This is a genomic window from Vreelandella sp. EE27 (genome assembly GCF_968206495.1).
Genome location: NZ_OZ309109.1, coordinates 2,386,528 through 2,398,850 on the forward strand (window position 1 = coordinate 2,386,528; position 12,323 = coordinate 2,398,850).

Sequence of the window (12,323 nt, forward strand, 5' to 3'; positions counted from 1 at the left end):
ACACCATGCAAAGCGAATCCAGAAGCGCCGAGAGCGCCCAGTGGTACGTGATTCAATGCAAGGGCGGCGAGTCGTTTCGCGCCGCCGAGCACCTGGCCAACCAAGCGTTCGAGGTGTTTCACCCGGTTTTGGAAATCAAGCGCAAGCGCCAGGGCAAGCTCGTCACGGTGACCGAGCCGCTCTTCCCTTACTACCTGTTCATCCGCCTGGATCAGATCGCCAGCAACTGGCGGCCGATCCGCTCGACCCGCGGCGTGCTCAAGCTCTTGACCTTCGGCAATACGCCGGTGGCCGTGCCGGACGCCCTGGTGCAAAGCCTGTATGCCCAGCCCCATCGCCTAGAAGGCAGCCACGTGACCTTTACGGCGGGTGAGAAAGTCACTATCTGCGACGGCCCGTTCAAACACCTGGAGGCGGTCTTCGAACACGCCAAGGGCGAAGAACGCGCCATCGTGCTGCTCAACGTGCTTCACCGCCCCCAGCATCTCGAGCTCGATGTCGCCAGCCTCGAGAAGTCTCGCTAACCCCCCTGCCAGCGCCCCCCGCCCGCCTGGCAGCCGTTATAGCCAAATCCTCTAACCCCCTAGCCATCTCGACTAGCCCCACTATTGACGCTCGTCAATGGATTCGCCTATAGTCAAAACCCATGGAAAATCGATTTTTCCATTGATAAACGATCAATAACTATCGAGCGGCTTACAGCGCAACCGGACCTTTCACCGTTACGATCTGGCGTAAAGCGCTCGTTCTCGGCTGTTTGACGCACCGGCGCTACACCCCTTTCGCGGTGGGCTTTTTTGCGCCCCGTAGATGGGGTTCGGGCCGGTACGATTCGTTTTCGACAGGTGAAGCTAGGCATTAGACACCCCGTTCGGCCACCGAGCGCAAGGGTATGTGCGTAGCGCCTTTCAAAGCTCCAACCGCTTTTTTGAAGGACGATCAACATGACGTTTAAAACGCTGCTCACCATGTCGGCTCTTTCCGCCGCGATGGTGCTTCCGAGCGCGGCCATGGCCGCGGATGACTACCCCGACCGCCCTGTCGAATTCATCGTGCCCTGGGGCCCGGGGGGCGCCAGCGACATGCTGATGCGCCTGGTCGGCCGCTACCTGGAGCAGGAACTCGAAACGCCGGTGCCCATCATCAACATGCCCGGCGCTAGCGGTACCGTGGGCCTGCGCGAGGCATCGCGCCGCGACCCGGACGGCTACACCATCAGCCAAATCCACGAAGGGCTATTGATCGCGCACCACTCCGGCGTGACCGACCAGAACTGGGACTCTTTCGAGCCCGTGGCCATGATGACCGCGGATAACTCGGTCATTTTGGTCAATGCGGACACCGGCTGGGAAACCCTGGACGACATGCTCGAAGACGTACAGCCCAACCCCGGCGAGTACCGCATGGGCGTGACGCTGGGTGGTATTCCACACCTGTGGGCGGTGCAGTTCGAAAACGCCACGGATACCCAGTTTGGCTATGTGGGCTACGAAGGCACCGGTGAGCGCCTGCGCGCGCTAGCGGGCGGCCATATCACCATGGCGATCGAGGATTATCAGTCGGCGGAGGCCTTCATCGAAAACGGCGATATGAACGCGCTGGCCGCGGCCACCGAGGATCGCCTGGACGAGCTTCCCGACACGCCCACGCTCAAAGAGCTCGGCCATGATCTCGAATTTTTGGTCACCCGGGGCGTAGTCGTACCCAAGGGCACGCCCGAGTCGATCATCGAAACGCTCGAAAACGCCCTCGAAGCCGTTGCCGAAAACGATGACTTCGTCTCGGAGCTTGCCAACGCCGGTGGCAGCGTGCGTTTCATGAACCGCGCCGACTATATCGACTACCTCGAGCGCAACGACCAGTTCATCGAAGAGAATGCGTCGCTGCTCGATTAAGCGCCGCCCCATTTGATAGGAAGCCATCATGGAGCGTAAGAACCCGGACGCCGCGCTGCTGCCCACGCTGCAGTTGGTGTCCTACGTAGTGCTCGCGGTGGCCGCACTTCTCATGGCCCTGAAGGCCGGCTCGCTGCCGGCCTCTCGTTGGGAGCCCATGAGTGCCGGCACCTTTCCGCAGCTTATTTTCGCCTCGATCGCCGCGCTTTGCACCGTCGCCTTCCTGGTCGAGATCATCAAACGCGGCGTTCCAAGGACCACGTTCAACGTGGCCTGGCAGCATCTGGTGGCGCTCAAGCGCGTGCTGGTCAATTTGGCGCTATTCATCGCCTACATGATCGCCATGCCGTTCGCGGGCTTTATGCTGGCCACGTTTGGCTACCTGCTGGCCGCCCAGCTTTACCTGGCGCCCAAACGCCCGCGCACCCTGGTGATCGTGGTGGGCGTGGCGCTGCTGTTTTCGCTGGGGCCTTATTACCTTTTCGCTGACGTATTCAGCATCTACCTCCCACGTGCGCGCTGGTAAACAGGTGACTTCATGACAGATGCGTTTCTCATTGCCTTGGGCGGCGTCACCGAGCCCTACACGCTGATGCTGATGGCGGTGGCCACCTTTGCGGGCATCATCGCCGCCGCGATACCGGGCTTTACTATCACCATGGCGATCGTCCTCACATTGCCGCTGACCTTTGCCATGCCGCCCATGCAGGGTATCGCGGTGATGCTCTCGGTTTACGTGGGCGGACTGAGTGGCGGGCTTTTTAGCGCGGCGCTGCTGGGCATTCCCGGTACGCCTTCGGCGGTGGCTACCACCTTCGATGCCTTCCCCATGGCCCGGCGCGGCCAGCCAGGCCGAGCGCTTTCGCTGGGGCTTTTCGCCTCGTTCATCGGCTCGCTGATTTCGATCGCAGTGCTCATGGTGGCCGCCCCGCCCCTGGCGCTGCTGGCCGTCAAACTCGGCCCCTGGGAGTACTTCGCGCTGATCGTCTTCGCGCTGACGATCATCGCAAGCCTGGTGGGCGAGTCGCTTCTGCGCGGGCTCATCGCAGGGCTGATCGGTATTGCCATCGCCACCGCCGGCCCGGACCCGATCATGTCGCGGGAGCGCTTTACCTTCGGGTACGAGCTGCTTACTGCGGGCATTCCGTTTTTGGTGGTCCTGATCGGCATGTACGCCATGAGCCAGCTGCTTTCCGAGCTCGAGCCCTCGCCCTCACACCAGGAAGGCGCCTCGGCCTCGCTGATCGGCGGCGACATGCGCCCCCACCTCTGGGAGGTGATGACCTCGACGCTGAAAAAGCCGGTCAACGTCATTCGCTCGTCGCTTCTGGGCGTGTTCATCGGCGCGGTGCCCGGGGCCGGCAGCTCGATCTCCAACCTGGTGGCCTACGACCAGGCCAAGCGCGCCTCCAAACACCCGGAGCGCTTCGGCCAGGGCGAACCCGAAGGCGTGGTGGCATCGGAATCCGGCAACTCCTCTACGGTAGGCGGCAGCCTCATTCCGCTGATCTCGCTGGGTATTCCCGGCTCCCCCGCGGATGCGGTGCTGATGGCGGCAATCATGGTGCACGGCATCAGCGTGGGCCCGCGCCTGATTCTCGATCACCCGGACCTGGTTTACAGCATGTTTTTGGCCATGGCGGTGGCCTCCGTTTTCATGCTGGTGATCGGCGTGGTGATGATGCGCGCCTTCATGCGCCTTCTCAACGTGCCCAAGTACATCGTGGTGCCGGTGGTGCTGGCCTGCTGCGCGATCGGTACTTACACGCTGAACAACCGGCTGTCGGATTTGTACCTGCTGGCCGCGATCGGCTCGATCGGTTACCTGCTGAAAAAGCTTCACTACCCGCTGGCGCCGCTGGTGCTGGGTGTGGTGCTGGGGCCGATTGCGGAAACCAACCTGCGCCGGGCCTTTCAAACCAGCGGCGACTGGACCCTGTTCTTCACCCGGCCCATCTCGGCGCTGTTGCTGGCGTTGGCGGTGGTATCGGTGATCTACAGTATCTATGGTTATATGCGCCAGCGCCGGCTGGCCGCGCAGCGCAGCCAACGCGAGGAAAGCGCCTCTCGGTAGTAGCCTCTGGTACACCTCGCTTTGTTGCAAAGCCTATCGAAAAAGGGCCTCGAAAAAGTCCATCGAATAAGCCCATCAAAAATGCCCGCTCTCGAGCGGGCATTTTCGGTTGGATGCTATGGCGGCGACGCTTGGCCGAATTCTACGGCGCCTTCGGGCGCTCCTCGATGATGCGGGTCTGCTCGATGCGGTGCCAGGAGGAAGGAACGCCGCGGGCGGCGGCTTTCTCGTCGTCGCGCACTCGCATACGCTGCAACACGCGGTACTGCAAACGGTTGATCGCGCCGATGCCGATGCCGGGTAGCGGTACAAAAGGGTTGGTACGGCTCATGCCCCAAAGCGCCAGGCGCGAGCTGCCCGGCGCGGCGTCACCCCGGGCGTGGATGCCGAAGGTGTTGGCGATCAGCAGCGTATTGGCTTTCACGCAGAAAGCCCGGGGCCCCTCTTTGCCCAGGCGAGCGGCATCTTCGGCACTGACCCGAAACGAGCCGCTGGCGGTGTAGTGATCCGCGTGGCGGCTGGCCTTCAAGCTCATGTCGTGCTCCCACTTCAAGCGGTCACGGTGCGGGCGGTTGGAGCCAGGTACGTAGATGAAGGGGCCGTTCGCCTCGCTGACCTCTTCCAGATAAAGCCAGAACTTCATGGTCGGCTGGAAGGTGTCGATATGCAGGTTTTTCTGCGGATCGCGGCTCACATCGGGGGCCGCCGGGTCGTTGAGCACGTTCTCGATGTGGCAGATCGGCAGGCGGGCGTGGCCGCTGCAGTAGCGAAACAGCCGCTTGAGCGACGCGTCGTCCAGCACCGCTTTCACTTCCGGTACCGCGTCGAGTACTTCCGGCGTGAGCAGGATACGGTGGGTGCGCGCATCGCCCTGGCAGCATTCGCGAATTTCGCCGTCGAAGCGGGCAATGGCCGCCACCAGCGCCTGGAAGTGCGCATCCGACAGATAGTTCTCCTTGAGCACGTAGCCGAACTCGTTGAACTGCTTGCGGTCCGCCTTGGGCACCCCGGGGGCGAACATGGCCATGCGTAGCCGCGAGATCCAATAGGCCAGCCGAACACGGCTCTTGTGGAGCCCCCAACGGTTGAGCCGATGGCTACCCAGTAACGGGTTGGCCTTGAAGGACTTGGCCCCGGTGAAGACCTCACCACCCCATACCAGATATCGCCCTAATGCTTTCATCGCCGCTTCCTCTGCACGCTTTCAGAGCCGGTATTAAGACACACCCCGCGGCCAGGGGTAAACCTCGGCGGGGCCTGGCGGCTATTGACGCCGCTTTTGCGCTTCGCCTATAGTCAAATGCTTTAAAAATAATCGATTTTTTATCTCACAAACGATCATTGAGCCCGCACCTTTCCCCAAGCGCAAGGAATCCCCATGAAGCTCGACCCTCACTACTACCCCGCCGCCTCACGTCGAACGGTCACCTTTGGCAAACGCGGCATGGTGGCCACCTCGCAAACATTGGCCGCGCAGGTGGGCGCTAATATTCTGCGCGACGGCGGTAACGCGATCGACGCCGCCATCGCCACCGCCGCCGCACTCACCGTGGTCGAGCCGACCTCCAACGGTATCGGTAGCGACGCCTTTGCGCTGGTGTGGGTCGATGGCGAGCTGCACGGTTTGAACGCCAGCGGCCGCGCCCCGGAGGGCATTTCGTGTGAAGCCGTCAAGGCGCTGGGCCATGACACCATGCCCGCCCATGGGCTGGTGCCGGTCACCGTACCCGGCGCGCCCGGTGCCTGGGCGGCGCTTTCCGAGCGCTTTGGCAAGCTCGATTTCGCCGCGCTCATCGCGCCGGCCATCGAGCTTGCCGAGAATGGCTACGCGGTGCTGCCTACCGCCAGCCAGCTCTGGGAGCAAGCGTTCAAGCGCTATCGCCAGTACGAAGGCCAGGAATTCGCCCCCTGGTTCGATCACTTCGCCCCCGAGGGCCACGCCCCACGCCCAGGCGAGGTATGGCGCTCACCGGAGATGGCCAAAACCCTGCGCGCCATCGGCGAGACCCGGGCCGAGGCATTCTACAAAGGCGAGTTGGCCGAGGCCATGGATGCTTTCTCGCGCCAGCACGGCGGGTTCTTGCGCAAAGAAGACCTGGCCGCGTTCACACCCGAGTGGGTCGACCCCATTAGCGTGCGCTATCGCGGCCACGATATTTGGGAGATTCCGCCCAACGGCAGCGGCCTGATCGCCCTACAGGCGCTGGGTATTCTCGAAGCGCTGGGCGACGAGCCGCGTGATCTGGTCGAATCCATTCATCGGCGCATCGAGGCCACCAAGCTTGGCTACGTGGACGGGCTTCGCTACATCACCGAGCCCGCCGACATGACGCCCAGCGTCGAACAAATGCTCTCGCCGGCGTATCTCGAGCAGCGCGGTGCACTGATCGGCACCGAGGCGTTGGACCCCACCCACGGCAACCCACTGCTGGGCGGCACCGTTTATCTGTCCACGGCGGATGACGAAGGCAACATGGTGTCGTTCATTCAAAGCAACTTCGAGGGCTTTGGCTCGGGTATCGTGGTGCCGGGCACCGGCATTAGCCTGCAAAACCGCGGCTGGCAGTTCTCGTTGGAGGAAGACCACGCCAACGTCCTGCGCCCGGGCAAACGTACCTACCACACCATCATCCCGGGTTTCATCACCAAGGATGACCAGGCCGTGGGGCCCTTTGGGGTAATGGGCGGCTACATGCAGCCCCAGGGCCACGTTCAGGTCGTTGCCAGCCTGCTGGAGGATCACCTGAACCCCCAGGCCGCGCTGGACCTGCCCCGCTGGAAATGGGTAGAAGGCAAAACCGTCGAGGTCGAACCCGGCTTTCCGGACCACCTCATTCAAGCCCTTGAGCGTCGCGGCCACCACATCGTCAAGAGCACCAGCGGCATCACCTTCGGCCGCGGCCAGGTGATTGTGCGTGACGCGGAAACTGGCGTGCTGCAAGGCGGCACCGAACCCCGCGCGGATGGCGCGGTATTGCCGGTTTAATGTCGATGGTTAGGTAGGGTTTAAAGAAAGGCGCCTTAGGCGAAAGAGGAGGTTTTGCCGGGGCGCCTGTCGGCGCCATCGCCCAATGAATTGGGCTCCTACAATAGGAACGAGCCCGAATCGAGATAGGGGAATCGAGACAGGCCAGTGCCCTTGTAGGAGCAGGCTTTAGCCAGCGATCTCTTTAAGGTGGCACCGTGGCCCAAGGAAGGCTGGCGCCTTCCATCGCCCAATGAATTGGGCTCCTACAGTAGGAACGAGCCCGAATCGAGATAGGCGAATCGAGTCAGGTCAGTGCCCTTGTAGGAGCAGGCTTTAGCCAGCGATCTGTTTGGGGCGCCACGACTGTCTGGAAAACCTGTCATCTTTCTGACAACGCTAAACCAGACAAAAAAGGCTCCCAGGGGAGCCTTTTTTATGAGCGAACACTGGCCAGCGGCGATTAAATATCGAACCCGGCTTCGCGGGCCAGGGTGTTGTTGGCTTGTAGCCAGCCTTCGATGTGGCCGCAGTCGAAGGTGCGCCCGTGCATGCGGAACGCCTGTACGGTTTGGCCTTCCTTCATGAGACGGTCGATGGCATCGGTGAGCTGGATTTCGTCGCCGGCGCCCGGCGCCTGGTCTTCGAGAAGCTCCATGATGCGATACGGCAGCACATACCGGCCAATGACCGACAGCCGCGACGGGGCCTCTTCCGGCTTGGGCTTTTCGACTACGCCGCGCATATCGGCGCTTTCCCCGGCGTTTGGCTCGTCGCAGTCGACGATACCGTAGCGGTACACCTCTTCCTGAGGCACTGCTTCCACCATGATTTGCGACGCCTGGTGGGCATTCCAACGCTCTACCATGCGGCCCAGGTCGCAGGTATCACTACCGACCTGGGGCTTGACCAGTACATCCGGCAAAATCACGGCGAAGGGCTCGTTGTCGTCCAGCAAGTGGGCCGCGCAGTGAATGGCGTGGCCCAAGCCCTTGGCATTGGCCTGGCGCACGCTGGTAACTTTCAATTTGGGCGGCGCGATCGCCGAAAGCGTTTCCAGCAGCGCATCCTTGCCTTTTTTGGCCAGCGAGTCTTCGAGCTCATAGTGCGCATCGAAGTGGTCTTCAATGGCGGACTTCCCCGTACGGGTGACCAGGATAATTTCATTGATGCCCGCGGCCAGCGCCTCTTCGACCACGTGCTGGATCAACGGGCGGTCGACCACCGGCACCATCTCCTTGGGAATCGCCTTGCTGATCGGCAGAAGGCGCGTCCCAAATCCCGCGACAGGAATAATGGCTTTACGGACCTGAGTCATCTAATCATCCTTTTCGTTACAGCGTTTCGTAGGTTCAAGCGCGATCACTGCCGCCACGCCTGTATTTTTTCAAGTAATGCCCGCGTACTGGGGTCAAACACGGTGGGCGTATCGACCGGCTGCTCTTCAAGGGCCTGATAAAAGCTTTCGGCCAGCTTCTTGCCAAGCTCCACACCGGGCTGGTCGAACGGGTTGACGTTCCACAGTACCGACTGGACATATACCTTGTGTTCGTAAAGCGCGATCAAGGCGCCGATGCTCCAGGCGTTCAAAGACTGCATTAAAATAACGCTATTGGGCTGATTACCGCGATACCCCATGGCCATTTGCCCGCGAGAAACCACCGGAATGGCGTCATCCCCCAGCGCAAACAGTTGAGACTGCGCCAAACAGTTGGCGAGCGTCAGATGTTCCTGAGCTCGCAGGGCATCGGCCAGTGCCCCCGTGGCGTTACATTCACGGGTCGCGACAGCGATAAAATCGGCGCTCACCGTATGGCTTCCCTGGTGCAGCAACTGGTAAAACGCGTGCTGCGCATTGGGCCCTACATCGCCCCAAATGATCGGACACGTGGGGTGCGCCACCAGCTTTCGGTCAAGCCCGACGCTTTTACCGTTGGACTCCATCTCCAACTGCTGCAGGTAAGCGGGCACGCTGGCCATACGGGCATCGTAGGGGAGCACGGCGTGGGTCGGAATATCGAGAAACTGCGAGTTCCACGCACCTATCGCGGCCATTACAACCGGCACGTTCTCCTCCAATGGCGTGGCGAGGAAATGCTGATCCACCGCATGGGCCCCTTCCAGCAACCGGTCGAAAGACGCCATTCCCAGCTGCATGGCCACGCTAACCCCGATGGGGGACCAGAGCGAAAAACGCCCGCCGATCCACTCCTTGAAGTGAAGCTGATGCGCCTCGGGAATACCAAACTCGCTCATTTTATCCGCGCGGGTCGACACACCCACCAGCTGAAAGCGGCAAAGCGTTGCCACGTCGATCTCGAGCGCCTCGCTAAGCCAGCTCAAAGCGGTATTCACATTGAAGCGGGTATCGGCGGTGGTGAAGGATTTGGAAGCCAACACCAGCAGCGTGGTTTCCGGGTTAAGGCGCTCCATTAACGGCAGAAGCTGGCTACCATCCATGCTGGAAACGTAGTGTACACCGATGTGCTGCTCGCTGGGGCAGGCCCCCAGGGTCTCGCTAATGAGCTTTGGCCCCAAATCGGAGCCGCCCACACCAATATGCACCACATCGGTCACCGACTGCCCCGTGGCGCCAAACCATTGACGCGCGTGCAACCGCTCGACCATATCCGAGAGCTTTTGCCGCTGGGCCTGACAAAACGCGACCGCCTCCTCCATGCCCTCCGGGGCGTCCTCATTACCTGGCCAGCGCGCCGCCATGTGCAGCGCCGGGCGCCCCTCAGAAACGTTGACATGACTGCCCGCAAACAGGGCCTGGCGCTTTTCTTCCAGTCGGCAGCTGCGCACCCAGTCCATCAACAGGGCAAGCGTTTGTTCGCTAACACGCTGCTTGCTGAAATCGACATGGAGCGACCCCAGCGAAAACTGCAGGGCTTTGCTACGACGCAGGGCAACATCGCTGTCGCCGGCGAGTAAATCGGTGAGGGATTTCGTCTGAATCTGCTCGGCATGCGTTTTCAAGGCATTGAGCGGCGTGTAGACACGCGGAGCCGTCGAGAGCGTGGATACATTCATTGTGTCGTCCTTGAGTCTTTCGAAGATGATTCATTCATCTTGTTACCAGCAACTTTCAAGCCACTTTGTTTGATCGAGCTGCCAGCGCTATATATTACAAAGCCCTAAGCGTACTAGAGCGTCGAGGCAGCTCGAAATTTTTCCGTACCCGCCCACGTTAAAACGCGTTATGTGTCGATAAGCCCCTAAACGCGCTTTATAAGCGCCATTCTGGCACACAACGCCACAGTCAATGATACAGCGTGTAAGTTGCCAACAGCGTAAGCCATATTGGCAATTTTACAACGTTGGAGAGACTATTTACCGCCTGGGCTGACCGCTAACGGCTCATTGCGCCAGCACCCCGGCCAGAAGCTGCTGGGCGCTACGAATCAGCTCATCCAGATGTTCGGGGCCCTTGAAGCTTTCGGCGTAGACCTTGTAAAGCGACTCGGTACCGCTGGGCCGGGCGGCGAACCAGCCGTTTTCGGTCACGACCTTGATGCCGCCAATACTGGCACCGTTGCCCGGCGCGTTAACGAGTACCGCCGTAATGGCGTCACCGGCCAGGGTATCCACGGTAACGCTGTCGGCGCTCAGCTTTTTAAATGCGGCTTTTTCCTCCGGGCGACAGGCGGTATCGACCCGCTTGTAGCTGGGCGTGCCCAAACGCTCGGTGAGTTCCTGGTAGTACGCGCTGGGTGTTTTGCCGGTGACCGCCATGATCTCGGCCGCCAGCAGGCACAGCGCAATGCCGTCCTTGTCCGTGGACCAGGCGTTGCCATCGCGGGTGAGCAAGCTTGCCCCGGCGCTCTCTTCACCGCCAAAGCCCAAATACCCCTCGTGCAGCCCTTCTACGAACCACTTAAAGCCCACCGGCACTTCATAAAGCTCACGCCCGTGGGAGGCCACGACGCGGTCGATCATCGAGGACGATACCAGGGTCTTGCCGATCTTGAGTGCGCCCGCCCCGCTGCTTGGCCACTGGGGGCGGTAGCTCAGCAGATAATCCACGCACACCGCCAAAAAGTGGTTGGGGTTCATCAACCCGCCCGCATCCACGATACCGTGGCGGTCGGCGTCCGGGTCGTTGCCGAAGGCGATATCGAAGCGGTCTTTGATGTCCAGCAGGTTGGCCATGGCCGCGGGGCTGGAACAATCCATGCGGGTTTTGCCGTCGTGGTCCGGCGGCATGAAGCCGAAGGCGGGGTCGACGGTGGTGTTGACCACTTCGACATTGACCGCGTAGCGCATCAAAATAGCCTGCCATACCGGCAAGGCGGTACCACCCATGGGGTCGGCGCCCAGGGTCAGCCCCGCCCTTTCGATCGCCTCGATATCCACGACCTGGGGCAGGTTTTCGACATAAAGGCTAGTGAAGTCGAACTCCGTGGCATGTTCCAGCGCCTGCTCGAGCGCAACCCTGGGGACATCATCGATACGGGTGAGGTAGTCGTTGGCGCGCGCTTCGATCCAGCCGGTCGCCTCGGTATCCGCCGGGCCACCGTGGTAGGGGTTGTACTTGATGCCGCCATCTTCCGGCGGGTTGTGGGACGGCGTGATGATCAGGCCATCTGCCCGGAGCGCATTTTTGTTGGCGTTGTGTTGAAGAATGGCGTGGCTGACCAGGGGCGTGGCGGTATAGCCGCGGTCCTTTTCGATATTCACCGTCACGTTATTCGCCGCCAACACCTGAAGCACGCACTCCCAGGCCGGGCGCGAAAGCGCGTGGGTATCCAACCCTAAAAACAGCGGCCCCTGGTAGCCCGCGTCCACCCGGTAGTCCACGACGGCCTGGGTAATCGCCCAAATATGCGCAGCGTTGAAGGTGCGATCCGTGGCGCGGCCACGGTGGCCCGAGGTACCAAACGCCACGCGCTCGGCGGCTGACTCGGCGTTGGGGGTTTGTTCATAAAACGCGTTTAAAAGGGCTTCCACATGCACCTCCTTTGCAAAAAATAGTGACGATCCCATGGAGAAGATACTACTACAAACCTCCCGCAAAACTCTAAGCGCTTACGCGTAGGTCCTCGTCAGCGATCTGTTTATGGGTGCACCGTGGCCCAAGGAAGGCTGGCGCCTTCCATCGCCCAATGAATTGGGCTCCTACAAAAGCCGGCGGCAGTCTGAGTGCGCCACCTAACTCGTAGGAGCAGGCTTTAGCCAGCGATCTCTTTAAGGTGGCACCGCGGCCAGAGGAAGGCTGGCGCCTTCCATCGCCCAATGGAATTGGGCTCCTACGAAACCCGCCGGTGATCCGGGTTCGCCACCCGCACCGTAGGAGCAGGCTTTAGCCAGCGATCTCTTTATGCGGGCACCGTGGCCCAGGGAAGGCTGGCGCCTTCCATCGCCGAGGTGTCGGACCACCAATGAA

General features: G+C 61.2%; 9 protein-coding genes. 5 read left to right on the top strand and 4 right to left on the bottom strand.

Annotated features, from left to right (window positions below; genetic code table 11):
* Window positions 1–5 precede the first annotated feature (5 nt).
* From rfaH to ACWHVV_RS11415, 4 genes are all read left to right on the top strand, one after another.
* Window positions 6–524, top strand: coding sequence for a transcription/translation regulatory transformer protein RfaH (rfaH, locus tag ACWHVV_RS11400; RefSeq protein ID WP_447926343.1), 519 nt, complete (start codon window positions 6–8; stop codon window positions 522–524).
* A gap of 420 nt (window positions 525–944) precedes the next feature.
* The gene (locus tag ACWHVV_RS11405; protein WP_447926344.1) at window positions 945–1,895 is read left to right on the top strand and encodes a Bug family tripartite tricarboxylate transporter substrate binding protein; all 951 of its coding nucleotides are present in this window, start codon (window positions 945–947) and stop codon (window positions 1,893–1,895) included.
* Between the two features lie 28 nt (window positions 1,896–1,923).
* On the top strand, window positions 1,924–2,421 hold the full coding sequence (locus ACWHVV_RS11410) for a tripartite tricarboxylate transporter TctB family protein (RefSeq protein ID WP_447926345.1): 498 nt from the start codon (window positions 1,924–1,926) through the stop codon (window positions 2,419–2,421).
* Between the two features lie 12 nt (window positions 2,422–2,433).
* Window positions 2,434–3,969, top strand: a complete 1,536-nt coding sequence (locus tag ACWHVV_RS11415; RefSeq protein ID WP_447926346.1) for a tripartite tricarboxylate transporter permease — start codon at window positions 2,434–2,436, stop codon at window positions 3,967–3,969.
* 142 nt (window positions 3,970–4,111) lie between these two features.
* Here the strand turns inward: ACWHVV_RS11415 and ACWHVV_RS11420 are convergent, their stop codons facing one another.
* Entirely contained in the window at window positions 4,112–5,152 is a 1,041-nt protein-coding gene (locus ACWHVV_RS11420) for a phytanoyl-CoA dioxygenase family protein (RefSeq protein WP_447926347.1), read from the bottom strand.
* A gap of 195 nt (window positions 5,153–5,347) precedes the next feature.
* Here ACWHVV_RS11420 and ACWHVV_RS11425 point away from each other — a divergent pair, with 195 nt between their 5' ends.
* Entirely contained in the window at window positions 5,348–6,955 is a 1,608-nt protein-coding gene (locus tag ACWHVV_RS11425; protein ID WP_447926348.1) for a gamma-glutamyltransferase family protein, read from the top strand.
* A gap of 442 nt (window positions 6,956–7,397) precedes the next feature.
* Here the strand turns inward: ACWHVV_RS11425 and ACWHVV_RS11430 are convergent, their stop codons facing one another.
* From ACWHVV_RS11430 to pgm, 3 genes are all read right to left on the bottom strand, one after another.
* The gene (locus tag ACWHVV_RS11430) at window positions 7,398–8,252 is read right to left on the bottom strand and encodes a UTP--glucose-1-phosphate uridylyltransferase (protein ID WP_447926349.1); all 855 of its coding nucleotides are present in this window, start codon (window positions 8,250–8,252) and stop codon (window positions 7,398–7,400) included.
* 44 nt (window positions 8,253–8,296) lie between these two features.
* The gene (pgi, locus tag ACWHVV_RS11435) at window positions 8,297–9,970 is read right to left on the bottom strand and encodes a glucose-6-phosphate isomerase (RefSeq protein ID WP_447926350.1); all 1,674 of its coding nucleotides are present in this window, start codon (window positions 9,968–9,970) and stop codon (window positions 8,297–8,299) included.
* Window positions 9,971–10,297: 327 nt separating this feature from the next.
* Window positions 10,298–11,923 (bottom strand): phosphoglucomutase (alpha-D-glucose-1,6-bisphosphate-dependent), encoded by a 1,626-nt coding sequence (gene pgm / locus ACWHVV_RS11440; protein WP_447926351.1) that lies wholly within the window; start codon window positions 11,921–11,923, stop codon window positions 10,298–10,300.
* Between the last annotated feature and the right edge of the window lie 400 nt (window positions 11,924–12,323).